Origin of the sequence: Bradyrhizobium sp. YR681, from assembly GCF_000282615.1 — a bacterium.
GTDB lineage: Bacteria > Pseudomonadota > Alphaproteobacteria > Rhizobiales > Xanthobacteraceae > Bradyrhizobium.
The window spans coordinates 121,333-136,575 of the sequence record NZ_AKIY01000189.1; the positions used below are offsets into that span (position 1 = coordinate 121,333).

The 15,243-nt window shown below is 64.0% G+C and carries 14 protein-coding genes; 7 read left to right on the top strand and 7 right to left on the bottom strand.

Features of this window, described 5'->3' with window-relative positions; translation table 11 throughout:
• Positions 1-127: 127 nt before the first annotated feature.
• A complete protein-coding gene (locus PMI42_RS37485; RefSeq protein WP_050994379.1) occupies positions 128-1,762 on the bottom strand; it encodes a winged helix-turn-helix domain-containing protein in 1,635 nt (544 codons plus the stop codon).
• An 826-nt stretch (positions 1,763-2,588) separates the two neighbouring features.
• Here PMI42_RS37485 and PMI42_RS16285 point away from each other — a divergent pair.
• The 3 genes from PMI42_RS16285 to PMI42_RS16290 all read left to right on the top strand — a co-directional run bounded on the left by PMI42_RS16285 (position 2,589) and on the right by PMI42_RS16290 (position 5,112).
• Entirely contained in the window at positions 2,589-3,665 is a 1,077-nt protein-coding gene (locus PMI42_RS16285; RefSeq protein WP_008135942.1) for a TIGR03032 family protein, read from the top strand.
• 448 nt (positions 3,666-4,113) lie between these two features.
• On the top strand, positions 4,114-4,251 hold the full coding sequence (locus PMI42_RS40765; RefSeq protein ID WP_502692654.1) for an ATP-binding cassette domain-containing protein: 138 nt from the start codon (positions 4,114-4,116) through the stop codon (positions 4,249-4,251).
• A gap of 327 nt (positions 4,252-4,578) precedes the next feature.
• Positions 4,579-5,112, top strand: a complete 534-nt coding sequence (locus tag PMI42_RS16290; RefSeq protein ID WP_008135944.1) for a 2'-5' RNA ligase family protein — start codon at positions 4,579-4,581, stop codon at positions 5,110-5,112.
• A 62-nt stretch (positions 5,113-5,174) separates the two neighbouring features.
• On the opposite strand, the gene PMI42_RS16295 is transcribed toward PMI42_RS16290, so the two are convergent.
• Both PMI42_RS16295 and PMI42_RS16300 read right to left on the bottom strand, forming a co-directional pair.
• Complete coding sequence (locus PMI42_RS16295) at positions 5,175-6,200, bottom strand: alpha/beta hydrolase (protein ID WP_008135946.1); 1,026 nt, start codon at positions 6,198-6,200, stop codon at positions 5,175-5,177.
• Positions 6,201-6,325: 125 nt separating this feature from the next.
• Complete coding sequence (locus PMI42_RS16300; protein ID WP_008135949.1) at positions 6,326-6,760, bottom strand: UPF0158 family protein; 435 nt, start codon at positions 6,758-6,760, stop codon at positions 6,326-6,328.
• Between the two features lie 882 nt (positions 6,761-7,642).
• Between PMI42_RS16300 and PMI42_RS16305 the strand changes: the two genes are divergently transcribed.
• Together PMI42_RS16305 and PMI42_RS16310 are read left to right on the top strand one after the other, a co-directional pair.
• Complete coding sequence (locus PMI42_RS16305) at positions 7,643-9,133, top strand: amidohydrolase family protein (RefSeq protein ID WP_008135951.1); 1,491 nt, start codon at positions 7,643-7,645, stop codon at positions 9,131-9,133.
• Positions 9,134-9,136: 3 nt separating this feature from the next.
• Positions 9,137-10,063 carry a CobW family GTP-binding protein gene (locus tag PMI42_RS16310; protein WP_008135953.1) on the top strand — a complete coding sequence of 309 codons (927 nt, stop codon included), beginning with the start codon at positions 9,137-9,139 and terminating at the stop codon, positions 10,061-10,063.
• 19 nt (positions 10,064-10,082) lie between these two features.
• Here the strand turns inward: PMI42_RS16310 and PMI42_RS16315 are convergent, their stop codons facing one another.
• Entirely contained in the window at positions 10,083-10,460 is a 378-nt protein-coding gene (locus PMI42_RS16315) for a tautomerase family protein (RefSeq protein ID WP_008135954.1), read from the bottom strand.
• A gap of 166 nt (positions 10,461-10,626) precedes the next feature.
• Here PMI42_RS16315 and PMI42_RS16320 point away from each other — a divergent pair, with 166 nt between their 5' ends.
• Positions 10,627-11,226: a TetR/AcrR family transcriptional regulator gene (locus PMI42_RS16320; RefSeq protein ID WP_008135956.1), complete on the top strand. Its 600-nt coding sequence runs from the start codon at positions 10,627-10,629 to the stop codon at positions 11,224-11,226.
• A gap of 141 nt (positions 11,227-11,367) precedes the next feature.
• Here the strand turns inward: PMI42_RS16320 and PMI42_RS16325 are convergent, their stop codons facing one another.
• Together PMI42_RS16325 and PMI42_RS16330 are read right to left on the bottom strand one after the other, a co-directional pair.
• A complete protein-coding gene (locus PMI42_RS16325) occupies positions 11,368-11,841 on the bottom strand; it encodes a hypothetical protein (protein ID WP_008135959.1) in 474 nt (157 codons plus the stop codon).
• An 11-nt stretch (positions 11,842-11,852) separates the two neighbouring features.
• Entirely contained in the window at positions 11,853-12,353 is a 501-nt protein-coding gene (locus PMI42_RS16330; protein WP_008135960.1) for a hypothetical protein, read from the bottom strand.
• Positions 12,354-12,650: 297 nt separating this feature from the next.
• Here PMI42_RS16330 and PMI42_RS16335 point away from each other — a divergent pair, with 297 nt between their 5' ends.
• Positions 12,651-14,333 carry a methyl-accepting chemotaxis protein gene (locus PMI42_RS16335; RefSeq protein WP_008135963.1) on the top strand — a complete coding sequence of 561 codons (1,683 nt, stop codon included), beginning with the start codon at positions 12,651-12,653 and terminating at the stop codon, positions 14,331-14,333.
• On the opposite strand, the gene PMI42_RS16340 is transcribed toward PMI42_RS16335, so the two are convergent.
• Positions 14,330-15,241, bottom strand: coding sequence for a polysaccharide deacetylase family protein (locus tag PMI42_RS16340; protein WP_008135964.1), 912 nt, complete (start codon positions 15,239-15,241; stop codon positions 14,330-14,332). The two genes, PMI42_RS16335 and PMI42_RS16340, sit on opposite strands and share 4 nt — an antisense overlap.
• Between the last annotated feature and the right edge of the window lie 2 nt (positions 15,242-15,243).

A 15,243-nucleotide genomic window follows, 5' to 3' on the forward strand; every position in this document is an offset into this window, starting at 1 on the left:
CGATCCCAACCTCGACTGGGATTAAGTCTGCCCCGACGCTTCATGCTTCAGCCCACTGCGATATCTGCATTGCGACCGAAGAAACATCGAGCCGCCTCCAGACACGCTGTAGCAACCAATTGTTTGCTCAATATTTGAGGCGTGCGCCAATGCCCGCTTCGAGCGCCGTTTGTCCGCGAGTGTGTTCAGCCGGAGCGACCTTGCCGATGCTCCGGAGAATGAAGGCCGGGACCACCCGCTCGCCATGGAATCTCGTCACATGCGCGATCAGGTTATGCATGAGGTTGGCGCGCGCCTGCTCCGAAACGAGATGACGCGCCGACGTGAAATAGAGATATTCGACCGCGCCGATCGCGCCCTCCGGGCCGATCGCGGCAAGCGCATCCGCCGACGCCTGCGGCAATTCCTGATCGGCCGGCGCGAACGTCCAGGCAATCATCCATGCGATTTCAGGAGGGCAGGGGATGTCCGGATCGATCGTGGGGACGGCGCCTTCAAGCGCCGCATGGTTGCCGGCAGCAAGGAGGGCAAGGCATTTCAGGACCCGGATATGTATGTGGTACAGAGGGTTCAGTTCGACCATCGCGATGCCGCGGTCGAAATATTGGACAGCTTCGTCGAATTGGCCGCGCGCATAGCGCAATTGTCCCATGACCGGCAAGGCCCCGGCAAAGTCCGTTGTTTGGGCGAAGGCGCGTTCGAGGATATCCTCCGCCAGTTCGAGATGACCTCGATTGATGAAGTACAGCAGCTTGGCGGCTGCCAGCATCAGCAGCGGGTTCGCCTCGATGGCTGGCAGGCAGTCCAGCACCGTGGCGTCGATCTCGCTTTCCATGCGGTAGCGTTCGTCAAGGCTCATCTCGCCGAACGGATTGGTCGTTGTGAGGCGCGTGAACAGATGCAGGCACCATTGCAGGGCGATATCCGCATTGTCAGGATCCTGCTTGCGGTCCCTCCCCAGTTGCTCGCCATCTTCCACCCACCTCGGATTGGTCGACAGCAACACGCTCGAAGCCTTTTGACGGCGCGTTTCGGCTGGTTCCCCGGCGCGGATACCGAGCCCTGTCGAGGCGTGGCCGAGCGCCTTGCGCAGCACCTCGATGACGCCATTCGAAACCCGGCTGGCCTCATTCGTGATCGATGCGGCGTCGGCCATGTCGAGTTGGAGCCGCAATGCTTTTGCGATCCGCCTCGACGGCATTTCCCTCAAGGTGGCCGCGCAATCGAGGTGCCCGTTGCGGGCAAAAAAGCTCACTTGCAGGAAATAACGCGGCCTGTCGGTGGGGGTCCAGTCCTCGGCAACGATGACGTCGTGGCCATCGCCAACACCCTCAGCGATCATCTCGCGTAGCTGATCGATGAGCGAAGACGCCTGCCGGCTGAAGGGAGATCCGGGCAGCCCGAAAGCCGGTGCGATGACCAGGAGAGCGTCTATCGGCGCTGCCGAAGATGGAGCGGCGATCCAGACGTAACCCTCGCCATATTGTGTGGCGATAAAATTCGGCGATTTGGCGCTGTCGCCGAGCTTGGCCCGCAACCTGTTGACCAGAAAATCGATGTTGCGGTCGGATACGTTGGATTCCGACGCGATCTCGTCGAGCAGACGGTCGCGGGGCATCAGGCGACGAGGGTTGCGCGTCAGAGCCAGCAGCAGCGCGCGCTCGTTTCTGGTGAATTGAATCTTCCGCCCGTTGCGGTGCGCGAAAAGGCATGTTTCGTCAAGGATCATGTCCCCGAAACGAAGATCCTGTGCCTTCTCCACTTCCCGGCCCCAAAAAATCAATCAACCAGATGTTGGCCGAAGGTTAGTATTCTCGTCAATGGCTCTGTCGCAAGCACAAAGAAGCACTGCCATGAGCAGGCGACGACCACCACGGTTTTCCAAACGCGCCCCGATTATCACAATTGCGCAGACCGAAGGATGGTGCTCGCTATCAACAGCGACGCCGTCCTAATTTTTCACGATTAAGACCGGATACTTAGGTGAATTTTGGTAGCGGGAGAGCGACTCAATCAAAACCCCCTCCCTGAAATGGCTTTTATTTTGAAGGCTCAACGGCTACTTGATAGCAACAACTGCTCAGGGATTTCGCCGGAGTGTGCCTAATTGTCACGCGAGATCCAGCTCGACGTGCCGGCGGCCGGTCTCCTGCGTGGCCAATCAACCCCGGGAAGTTCGTGTCATCACGCCCCCCGGCCACGGCGTCGTCGAGCCGATGCCAGCCCGCCGACCTGCGACCGCAATGCCGCGCGGGCAACTCGCCACATTCGTCATCGAACCCCCAGCCCCAAGATTCGCCTGGAGGTATCGGTATTGAAGGGAGCCGCGCGCGTTGATGCCAAGCGGGGAGTGAACGGCACCGCGCGTCGATGCCGATCACCGACGCGATCGTCCGACACCCAGAAATGGTCAGATGAATCGCGCTTCCGGACCTGCCACACAGCAGGACGAGACCGGTCGCGAGACTTGCTCCGCAGCAAGAGATGCCGCATAGCGAGACTTGCCGAAACAAGACTTGCCTGAGCGAGACGCCGCCCGATGTTGCTGCAACGAACGGCGCGTTCCCGAGAATCAAGGAGCTGAATCATTGAGCGACCCTGCGCCCAGCCCCACATCATCAGCCGCCACGCTGCCGCAACTGACGGCGGCGCACATCACCTGTTCGCGGGGCATGGCGGGCTGGCTGCAAGCCAATCAGGTCAGCCTCGTCTTCACCTCCTATCAGACCGGTCGGCTCTATCTCGTGGGCGTCGACGATGGTGGAGGGCTTGCCATCCACGAGGTCGGCACCGGCCGCGCGATGGGGGTGTGGGCCGATCCCCAGCGCCTGGTGCTGGCGACCACATTCCAGGTCTGGCGTTTCGAGAACATCCTCAGCTCCGACCAGACTGCCGGCGGCGCCGACCGCTATTATGTGCCGCGCGTCGCGCACACCACGGGCGAGCTCGACATTCACGATGTCAGCGTGCTCGGCGATGGCCGTATCGTATTCGTGAACACGCTCTATTCGTGCCTGTCGCTGTTGTCGCCGGTGCACGCTTTTCGCGTGTTCTGGAAGCCGCCTTTCATCTCGAAACTGGCGGCCGAGGATCGCTGCCATCTCAACGGCCTTGCGGTCAGGGACGGCGAGGCGGCCTTCGTGACCGCGACCAGCCGCAGCGACGTGGTCAATGGCTGGCGGGCGCGGCGGGCCGAAGGCGGCATCGTGATCGACGTGGCGAGCGGCGCAGCCGTCACTGAAAAGCTTTCGATGCCTCATTCGCCGCGCTGGTACGGTGACCAGCTCTGGGTGTTGAACTCCGGCACCGGACAGCTCGGCACGGTCGATCTCGCGAACGGCAGCTTTGCGCCGCGCGCGTTCTGTCCGGGCTTCCTGCGCGGGCTGGCGTTCCACAACGGCCACGCCGTGGTCGGCCTGTCGCTGTCCCGTGACGGGTCGTTCTCGGGGCTGGCGCTCGACGACGAGATGAAGCGGCGTGACGCCGACGGCTGGTGCGGCCTCCAGGTCGTGAATCTCGCCTCCGGCGACATCGTGCAATGGATCCGCATCGAAGGTGCGGTGACGGAACTTTACGATGTCGCGGTGCTGCCGGGCGTGCGTCGTCCGATGGCGGCTTCGTTCACCGATGCCGAGATCAACAACCCCTTGACCTTCGAGCAGTGAATGGGTCGGGCATCGGCCCGCGATCTCTGTGCATTTTTGGGTGTCGCGTGCGCATCGGTGTTTGTCGGGGGCGCGTGTGGACTCAGCGCCACAGATGATTTGAGTGGCAGGCCGCTTCAGCCTCCGCTGCGTGGCAGAAGCAGATCGAGAATCGCAATAACCGTCAGCGTTACCAGCGCCTTCAAGTTTCGCCCTCCGCAGGCGGCCGTTCCGACACCAAAAACGCGACACTCTTTTGCGTCTTTTGACGATCTTATGAGTCCCGCTACAATGTGCTCATCGATGGCAAGTCAATTTCGGGCCTCAGGCCCGAGCAAGTTCGCCGCCTCGGAGTCGCAGCCGTTCCCGAAGGTCACCATGTGCTCAGCGAATTATCTGTGGTCGACAATCTTCAGGTTGCCGGCCATCATTTGCCGGGCCGCAAACGTAGGATGGGATCGAGGCGGCTCTGGATCCCGAGCTTCGCCAAAAGCTTGACGCGCGGGCCGGATCGCTTTCCGGCGGTCAGCAGCAGATGGTTGTGCTGGCTCAGGCTATTGTCGATCGCCCGCGCTATATCCTTGCGAATTCCGGTGGTTCTGGATGAGACCTTGAGCGCTTACGCTGAGGCCGCCCGCATAAATGGCCGCAGAAGCATAGCGTGCTGACCGCTCCTCCTCCCGTCAGAAAGATTTGTTGGACGAAAGTGCGCCGATTTCGTCCAACAACAACGTCTAACATTCCGTCACACGATTCTAAAATCTCTTGAGAGAGCGAAAAATCTTGATCGACAACAAATTGTTGAAGTTACGCAAGAAAATCGCTAGATTCCTGATCACTGGAATTCTAGCCAGAGGCTCCTGGGGAGCGCCATTTCTCGCAGCCAGCCTTTCCCTCGATCTCGATTTGATTGTTCCACTCCTTGGGTGAGCCTGTGGCACTGGCGATCAACATCCGGGCCGACGACGATTCAGCAGGCGAGATCGAGCGGCTCTGGGATCAGGTTGCCGTGTTCGAGATCGGGCCCTCGATGCGCGCCCTCGGCTACCGGCCTCACTTTACATTTGCCATCTACGACTCGCCCGCGGCTGACGAGAAGGCTGCGTGGGATGCGATGCTGGCAGCCATTGCCGGCGAGACGCAACTGCGGATCGAGTTCAAGCGAATTCGCTGGTTCGAAGGTTCTCCGCTTGTCCTCTGGGCGGAGCCGGAGGGACACGAAGCCCTGGCTCGCATCCACGGTGCCATCAGCGCGGTAATCGATCCAACGCATTGTCGTCCTCATTACCGGCCCGGCGCTTGGACGCCCCATTGCACGCTCGGCACCGCCATTGCCGATGAACGGCGCGATGATGCGATTGCTTTTGCAAAGGCGTTTGATCGCAGGATTGAAGTGCTGTTCGACGTGGCGGACTGCGTCGTCTTTCCGCCGGTGCGGATCATCGCCGAGCGAAAATTACCATCGTAGCCGGTCGTCGCTTCGGCGTCGTTGCTTGCAATGCATCAAACTCATGCCGTTCCGCCACTCGCTCACGCGGTGGTGCCGTCGATCGAGCGGCGGATCACCCGTTGCACTTCCGCATTCGACAGGAACAGATCGTGGTTGATGAGGCCCCAGCCCTCCTGGGAAGCATCGACCACGCGCACGCCTAGCTGCGCGATGACGGCCTTCTCGGCGGCGCCGACCCTGGTCATTCCGCCTGCGATTTGTCCCGACAGCGCCAAGGCGCGATCGTTCGTCGCGGCGATCACGGTGATCTTGCCGGCAAGCGGACCGATCCGGCGGATCGCCGACGAGAACACGTCCATGTCGATATCGGGCGCGGCAAAAACCACCGCGCCGATCTTGCCCGTCACCGTGTCGCCGTATCGCGCATAGAGCTGGCGCAGGCTTTCGAGCGTCAGCATGGTCCCCATGCTGTGCGCAACGATGTACACGCGGCCCGTGCCCGGCGCCGATACCAGCGCGGAGAGCACGCGTTCGAAATCGTCGCGCGACCACATCGCGCTGTCGCGGTCATAGGCGTAGTCGAACAGTCCGGCCTTGGAAGGCCAGGCGAACACCATGGTCCGGCCGCGGAACTTGATCGCATCGGAGAGATAGGCGCCATCCAGCACCGCCGTCTCGAAGGTTTGCTTGAAGCCGTGCACGTAGATCAGCACATCGCCTCCGCCGGCCTGCGCGGCGAGATCGCCAGCGTCGGCTGGCGCGGGTTCGATCCGGTCAAGACGCCAACCGCCAAGTCCAACCGAGGTGAGGGACAGGCGGCTCTCGTCGGGCGCCACCAGCTTGGCCCGCGCGACCGTCATGCTCGTCGCGCGCTCCGGACCGAACCAGGGTTTGGCGCGAGCGCCGTTCTCGGGCTTGCGCGTGGTGGCGACAAGCAATGTGGAGTCAACGGAGAGGGAGGAGGCATCGTAGCGCGCGCCGGTCGCACCCAGGCCGGCGCATCCGCCGAGCGCGAGGGCACTCCCTGCCGACACAAATCCGCCGAGGAGCGCGCGGCGCGAAACAGAATGGCTGGAGTCGCGTTGCAGGAGACGTTGAATGATCACACGGAACCTTTGGGAACTTCGCCCACCGTAACGCCGCCCCGCTAGCTCCCTGAATGACAATGGGGGCGAGAAGACGGCGGAGCCGCTTCGCGGTTGGTGGTCATGGCGTCCGAACGGGCGCCAGATCAGTCGGTGATTTCGATCGAATGGAGCTTGCACCAATCGCGCAATGCCCGCTCGGTCGCCTGGTTGCGGTAGTCATGCCAGTCGTCGATCGCTCTTCGTCGCGACAGCAGGGTCTTGAAATTCTCGTAGGCGCCGCGTTTGCTGAAGATGAAGCGAACCTGGTCCAGATCGCTCGGCAGGTGCTCGCGGACGAAAGCCAGCACAAGCGGCTTGCCCAGGTCGAGACCGTGTGAGTTCGGGACCGGCAAGTACTTGGTCTCATTTTCGATATCGTCCGGCAGTTCGTCGTCTTTGAGCTCCTGCAGGTCGTCATCCTCGAACTGGTAGTAGATCTTTCCTGTCTGCCTGCAGACGAAGGCGCGGCATCCCTCCATGCCACCGCTGACGTCGGCGAACTCAAAAGCCTGGAGAATGTCTCCGAAACGGGCTGGCATGGTTGGCCTCCATCATGGCCCAAGAATACAGCGAAGCGACCATATGGAAAGGGGAGCAGGGCCTGAGGGCAATACCGCCCGTCGGGCAAAACACCCTGATCGTCTGTCAATCTCTTTGCCCAAAAATATTCCACTTTACCGAAATTCGGATTCGTCGTATGTGTTGGCCATCCCAGCCCACCTTAGGGGCGGTCGTACGTCGTTTCGAACGCGGGCAGGGATTGCGGTGGACGCGGGCGGCGTCAAAGGCGGATCTGTCGCGTGCAGGGCGAGATGAACCTCGTGAGCGCGATACGGACTGCGAAGACGGACGGCGCCCTTGTCCGGCAGAGCCTCTTGGCGAAGCCGGATGAGCTGCGTACGGCAAAACCGTGTGGTCCTGGCCGTCGTTGCTACGGTCAAGCCTTGGCGAAGGCGTCAGCGCGTCAACCGGCGCGCTGCCGTGACTTTCGCAGAGGTGAGGGAGGCCAGAACGAACTCGGCTCCCGGGAGAGCGCGGCATAGGCCGTCAAACCATCGCGCAGGGAAGGCCTGGTCTCGGCTGCCCTGTGTCTCCCCTGTGCATTGCGTGTGCAGCCTATTCAGCATGGGGGTTTTGTGGGTGCCGGCCGGCGCCCGGTCTTCCCTGCGCCCTTTCTTCGGAGAGGGTGAAGCGAAAAGCATAGCTCGGGCAAATCATGCCGCGAGGACGTGGGCGCGTGTCTGCGACAATCTGAACTGCCCTCCCGGACAAGCATGCTGCATCGGCATCAGCGGCGGTAGTCGTACCCCCAAAAATCTGCATCATGCGCGCCGGGACGGGGCGCGATGCCGCCGGTCTCATCCTCCGAAGCTGCTGCCGGGCCTTTGGAGATTTTGGCAATAGCTTTTCGGAGTGACGATATGAGCGGTTTGGTGATCTCTGGCGGCCGGGTGGTGGATCCCGCGAGCGGCATGGATGCCGTCGGCGATGTGGCAGTGGTGGACGGCAGGATTGCTGCGGTCGGCACGGGCCTCGGCGGCGCCGAGCGGGTGATCGACGCCACCGGCCTCGTGGTCGCCCCCGGCTTCATCGATCTGCACGCGCATGGCCAGTCGATCCCGGCTGACCGCATGCAGGCGTTCGACGGCATCACGACGACGCTCGATCTCGAAGCAGGCGTGCTGCCGGTTGGATCCTGGTATGAGCGCCAGGCCAGGGAGGGCCGCGTGCTGAATTACGGCGCCGCCACCAACTGGGCGTTTGCGCGCATCGGCGCGATGACGGGCTCCAATGCGGAGAGTTCGCTGGAGGCGTTCGGCAATGCGATGCGCGACCGTCGCTGGATCGACAACGTGGCGAGCGATGCCGAGGTTGCCGGCATTCTCGATCGCCTGTCGCGCGGTCTCAATGAAGGCGGCATCGGCATCGGCATTTTGAACGCGTACGCGCCGGGCGCCGGCGTGCAGGAATTGACGGCGGTCTGCCAGCTCGCGGCGAAGCAGGACGTGCCGACCTTCACCCACGTCGCCTACATGTCGCGCATCGACCCCGAAAGCGCGGCCGAAGCCTATATCCGCCTGATCGGCTATGCCGGCGCCACCGGCGCGCACATGCACATCTGCCATTTCAACTCGTCGAGCAAGACCGACATCGAGCGCTGCCGCGTGTTGATCGAGAAGGCGCAGGCGCAGGGCCTGCCGATCACGGTCGAGGCTTACCCTTACGGCACCGGCTCCACCGTGCTGGCCGCCGCGTTCTTCAGCGATCCGGAGTTCGTCGAGCGCAACGGCACCGGCTACGATTCGGTGCAGCGCGTGACCGACGGCTATCGCTTCCACGACCGCGAGGAGCTCTTGAAGGCGCAGGCCGAGGAGCCGTCCTCGCTGGTGCTCTGGCACATCCTCGACACCGAGAACAATGCGCATCATCGCGACCTGCTCGACATGTCGGTGCTCTATCCGGGCGGCGCGATCGCGTCCGACGCGATGCCGTGGACGACGTCGGACGGCAAGACCTACACCGGCGACGCCTGGCCGCTGCCGGATGACGCCACCTCGCATCCGCGCTCGGCCGGCTGTTTCACAAAATTCATCCGCGAATGGGTGCGCGAGCGCAAGACCGTGTCGCTGCTCGAAGGCGTGCGCAAATGCGCGCTCATCCCCGCGGAGATCCTGTCGCAGAGCACGCCGGCGATGCGCGCCAAGGGCAGGCTCACAAAGGACGCCGACGCCGACATCGTCGTGTTCGACTACGAGAAGCTGAGTGATCGCGCCACCTTCACGGCGATGAACCGTCCGTCGGAGGGCGTGCGGCATCTCGTCGTCAGCGGCCAGCCGCTGATCTCCGACGGCATTCTCGATGTCGCGGCGCGGCCCGGAAAACCCGTGCGCCGTCCCGTCGTCGAGAGCTGACCCATGCCGGTCCCCATTCTCCTGGTCACGGGCTTTCTGGGGGCCGGCAAGACCACGGTCGTCAACCATCTGCTGGCGCACGCGGAGGGGCGGCGCATCGCCGCCGTGGTCAACGACTTCGGCGCGATCAACATCGATGCGGAGCTGATCGCGGGCGCCAGCGACGGCGTGGTCAGCCTTGCCAACGGTTGCATCTGCTGCTCGCTCGAGGGCGACCTGCTCCGCACGCTCTCGACGTTGCTGCGGCGAGATCCGAGGCCGGACTACATCGTGATCGAGACCAGCGGCGTCGCCGACCCCGCCGACATCGTGCGCAATCTGATGGACCCGGTGATCCTGCGCGAGGCGCCGCTTGAAACCGTGCTCTGCGTGATGGACGCGGGAGCGCCGCCGTCCGCCTTCGATGATGCGCTGGTGCGCGCGCAGCTGCGCGTTGCCGATATCGTGGCGATCAGCAAGCTGGACCTGGCGGACGAGGGCGCAGGCTCCCGGATCCGCGAGGCCATCCGCGCGCTGCGCGTTCCTGCCGTGGTGGTCGATGCGCAGCACGGCGAGATTCCCGCCGCGCTGTTGTTCCCCGCGACCATCGATCGCGCGCCTGCGCCGCGCGAGGTGAGGCCGCGGCGGCCTGCAGAAGAGCGCTTCGAGACGCTGAGCTGGACCTCGGACCACCCCATCTCGCTGCCGCGCCTGCAGCAGGCGATCGGCCGGCTGGCGCCAAGGCTTGCGCGTGCAAAAGGCCTGTTCGAGACCGTCGAGCAGCCGGGACGCCAGATGGTGTTTCAGTTCGCCGCCGGCCGCGCCACGCTGGCGCCGGGCGATGCACCGGCGGAAAATGTTCCGCGCGCGCGAATCGTCTTCATTGCCGAACTCGGGATGCTCTCGAAGGCCGAGCTCGACGGGATCATGGAGACGTGCGTTGCAAGCTAGATCGGCGGGTCTGGCAACCTCAGGCGAACTGCGCGATGCCGTGTCCGACGGACCAGTTTGCCGCAGGGGCATCGAGCACGTTGACGAACACGTCCTCGGGGCGAATACCGGGGTTTTCGCCGAGCAGCTCGGCGATCCGGCAGTACAGCGCCTTCTTCTGCTCCGGCGTGCGCGAGGCGAACACGGTGATCTGGATCAGCACGGCGTCCTCGCTTCGGTTGACGCCATAGGCGTTGCCGCAGCGGAAGTTCGCAGGTTCATGCTCGCTGATGGTCATGAACTCGTCGCCCTCGGGAACGTTCAGCGCCTCGCGCATGGCGCGATAGAGACCGTCGAGGATCGCCCGCCGGTAGGCGTCCGGCTTGCCGGCGCGCATGGAGATGTGGAGGAGCGGCATGAGCTGGTCCCTTTGCATGCGGGCGCGAGCGGCCGAGGCGCGTTCATGCGCCGGTCGTTCGGCCCATTGACGAAACGGGCTATCAATCCCAATTAGTTTTTGACACGATGTTTAGAAAACACATTCTTGACATCGTGTCAAATATCTTCGAGCCGAGGATCGACATGTGAGACCGCGCGAGTTCGATCACGACGACGTCCTCCGCATCGCGTTCGACCAGTTCTGGCGCAAGGGCGTGCGCGGCACCTCGCTGTCGGACATCGCGCGCGACGCCGGTGTCCAGCGCGGCAGTCTCTACAATGCCTTCGGCAGCAAGGAAGCGCTGTTCCTCCAGGCCTATGAGCGCTATGCGGGCGACTATCTTCTCGCCCTGCAGAAGGCGCTCAGCGCGGGCTCGTTGCGCAAGCGCCTCACCGCGTTCTTCGACCTGACCATCACGAACTTCCGCTCGGGCTCGCCGCCGCGCGGATGTCCGACCACGCGCGGCCTGATGGAGCTCGGCGCGGCCGAAGGCGAGGGGCTCGATGACGAGGCGCGCACGGCCTTTGCGAATCTTGTTTCGCGCATCACGGCCCTGGTCCAGGACAATCTGTCGGCCGGCGCGAAACGCGGCGAGTTCAACGGCAATCCCGCCGCCGCGGCGCTGCATATCATCACGGTGACGCGCGGCCTCGCCGTGCTCGAACGGGCCTTCGGCGATGAAGCCCAACTGCGCAAGATCGCCGCGCACACCATCGATCTCGTGCTCGACAAGAAGGCTGGTTAGGGCGGGATAAAAACGACGACCCCGGCGGTGGTGATCGCCGGGGCCGTCTGGAGGTTTCATGGAGGGCATCGAGCACTGCGCCGCCATGACGATGTCGATACCGCAATACGACTTGATATGCGAGTAGAACCCGTCAAAGCATCAGCAGACGGCCAGCGCGTTGACCGCACGCGTCGTCGCAATCTCGTTCCCGCTGCCGACCAACTGGGACACGATGGACTCGAGCTCGCCAGGCTGCTCGCCGCGCGCGACCGCAAGCAGCCGCATCAACTCGGTCTCGTCCTTCGAGAGCCGCCGGCACGACGGCGGCATCAGGCACAGCTCGCATGGCCGGCCGCCGCGCAGGATCCTGACCAGCGCAGCAGCGCGCGCAACCAGCAGCGGGCTGTCGGCAACGCCCGGCGCTTCATCGGCGAACCGATAGGCGGCCTCCCAGCAATCCGACGCGCCGGTTGCATAGGCGGCTCCGATGAAGCGGACCAGCGACAGCGCGACGCGGCTAAAATCATCGTAGCCCTCGATGCTTCGAGACGGCGACAGCGCAGCCTTGAGCGGGCACAGTCTGGCTTCGCCGGCCTCGGAGACCGGCGCGGAACCGCAAATATCCTGCATCATGAACGCTCTCGTCAGTGCAATGTGGGGCTGCCGACGAACCAGCTCTTCATCGCCATGGTCCGCTCGAGGTCGAACGATCGAATCTGCCTGTCAGGCAGAATGAGACCGGCCATGCGGAAGATCGTCGCAAGCCCCCGAACCGGCGCCAGCGCCCAATCGGCGCCGACCGGCGGCAGCCAGCACTCGAACTGCTCGCGCGCGACGTCGTCGCGCTCCTGCTGCGCGGCGGCGATTGCCCGCAAGATGCCGTGCTCGCTCTCCGACATGCGCGGACATGTGGGGCAGTGCACCTCGATCGCCGTATGCGCCGTGCAGGCAAAGATCTCGATGATGGATTCCAGCGAGGGCACGGCATCGCCGACGCGAAAATGATCGTATACCTGCTGGATGTCCGCCGCGGTCGGAACGGCACTTCCGCTTCTTGCCTTGGCGCGAAAACCCCAGATGAAGAGCCGCTCCGCCGCGCTCAGCGCTGGTAGGTCGAGGGGCTTTGCGTATGTCGATTGATGCATTGAGCCTCTGGCCTTTGGCTGCGCACACGCCGCATCCGGCGCAAAATATCTCGGCCGATCGTTCCGCCAGAGGCCCGTTCAAGTCAACGCCGCGAAGGCCGATATCGAGGTCTTCTAGATCTAAAGAGCTTGGGATTCCGGTGCCGCCGGCATCGCAAACCGGCGAGGCCGCCGCGGCCTGGCGGCGGTGCGTCACTACGCAATTCCGTCGGGCTTTGGGGAACCCGAATGCTTAAAGCTTTGCTAAGGCGTTCGGGATAAACTGGCATATCCGCACTATAATTCATGTGAGCACCGATGGTTTTCTCCCGCATCAGTTTCAAGCTGGTCCTGATTGTCGGCATCAGCCTCCTCGGCATGATCACGTTGGCGCCGATCGCGCTCTCGACCCTGCGCGCGCAGATGATTTCCGATCGCCAGGCCAAGACGCAGCACATGGTCGACGTCGGCTATGGCATTTTGGCGCACTACCAGAAGCTCGAGAGCGAGGGAAAGCTGCCGCGCGAGCAAGCCCAGGCCGCCGCGATGGCGCAGATCAAGAGCCTCCGCTACGACAAGGTCGAGTATTTCTGGCTCAACGACATGGCCGCGAAGATGATCATGCATCCGATCAAGCCCGAGCTTGACGGCAAGGATCTCTCCGACATGAAGGACCCGACCGGCAACCGGCTGTTCTCGGGGTTCGTTGACGTCGTCAACAAGCAGGGCGCGGGTTTCTACAGCTACCTCTGGCCGAAGCCCGGCTTCGACCAGCCGGTCGGGAAAATCTCCTATGTGAAGGGCTTTGCGCCCTGGGGCTGGATCATCGGCACCGGCATCTATCTCGACGACGTCGACGCCGTGTTCCGCCAGGATGCGATGACGTTCGCATTGGTCGGTCTTGCCGTGCTCGTGCTCGTGCTCGGCGCCTCCTTCGTGATCGGCCGCAGTGTCACAAGGCCGCTTGCGAAGATCACCGCGCTGACCGAGCGGCTCGCCGCAGGCGACAGTGCCTTCGAGGTGCCCTACACCGATCGCAACAACGAGGTCGGCGCGCTCGCCAAGGCGCTGGCCGTGTTCAAGGACAACGCGTCGGCGGTGGGCCGGATGCATGCCGAGCAGCAGGAGGCGAAACAGCTGGCCGACGACGAGAAGCGCAGGACGATGGCCGATCTCGCCGGCAAATTCGAGGCGAGCGTGCAAGCCGTGGTCCGCGACGTCTTCAACGAGGCGCGCGAGATGCAGCAGGCCGCGCAGGGCATGTCGGAGACCGCGAACAAGGCGACCGACCGCGCCAGCTTCGTCGCGACCGCGTGCCAGCAGGCCTCGACCAACGTGCAGACGGTGGCCTCCGCCGCGGGCCAGCTGTCGTCCTCGATCACCGAGATCAGCCAGCGCGTCGCGCAGGCCGCCACGGTGGCCGACAAGGCCGCGGCCGACGGCCAGCGTACCAACGATACCGTGCAGGGGCTCGCCGCCGCCGCGCACAAGATCGGCGAGGTCATCGACCTCATCAACCAGATCGCCTCGCAGACCAATCTGCTCGCGCTCAACGCCACCATCGAGGCGGCGCGTGCGGGCGAAGCCGGCAAGGGCTTTGCGGTGGTCGCCAGCGAAGTCAAATCGCTGGCGAGCCAGACCGCGAAGGCGACCGACGAGATCGGTGCGCAGATCAGCGCGATCCAGGCCGAGACCAACCAGGTCGTCGGCAACATCGAGAGCATCCGTGCCACCATCATGGAGGTCAACGAGATCTCCTCGTCGATCGCAGCTGCGGTCGAGGAGCAGGGCGCGGCGACCGCGGCCATCGCCCACAGCGTGCAGGAGGCGGCGTCCGGCACCGACCAGGTCTCGCAAAACATCTCAGGGGTCACCGAGGCGACCGCCGAGACCGGCCATGCCGCCGGCCTGGTGCTGCAATCGAGCGGCCGCCTGACCCAGAAGCTGCAATCGCTCCAGGACGAGGTCAGCACCTTCGTTGCCGGCGTGCGCGCGGCCTAGCGCAAGGAAATACCGGCAGCTGCGCGAAAATGCGCCGCGATGTCGGCGCGCGTTGCGACCCAGACGCGGCCTTCCAGCCGCGCCAGTTCGGCGAGAATGGCCTTCACGGCGCGGAAGCGCGCCGGCCGGCCGCAAATGCGCAGGTGAAAGCCGATTGACAGCATCGAGGAGCGGCCGCGTTCGGCCTCCTCGACCAGCGTAGCAAGTGCCGCGCCGACATAGTTCGAAAAATCCTCGGGCTGCACAAAGCCGTTCGGATGAAAGAACTTCATGTCGTTGGTGTCGAAGCCATAGGGCAGGACCAGCATCGGCCCTCGCGGTGACCGGCTCCAATACGGCAGATCGTCGTCGAGCGCGTTGCTGTCGTAGGCGAATCCGAGCTCGGTCAGGAGGTCGCGGGTCCAGGCGCTCTGGCTGCCGCGCGTCATGAAGCCGACAGGCGTGACGCCGGTCGCACGTGCGATGACATCGCGGGTCTTCTCGATGTCGCGGCGTTCGGTCTCGGCATCGCCGTAAAGCGCATGCGGCAGCCAGCGCCAGCCGTGCACGGCCGGCTCATGTCCGGCCTCGATCGCGGCACGGGCAAGGTCCGGCACGCGCTCGACGGCGCGGCCGCACATCATGAAGGTCGAGGGGACATTGGATTCAGCGAAGGCGTCGAGGAAGCGCCACAGGCCGGCGCGCAGGCCGTAGTCGAACACCTGCTCCTGCACGAGATCGCGGACGCCCGGCGTCGACGTCGAGGCGACCTCGCCATAGCGTTCCGTCTCCGCATCGCCCTGCTCGACGGCAAGCTCGGCGCCCTCCTCAAAGTTCACCACCAGCGACACCGCGACGCGGGCGCCGTTGGGCCAGACGATATCCGGGCGTGCCCTTCCATATCCACGAAGATCGCGTTCGATCGGCATGG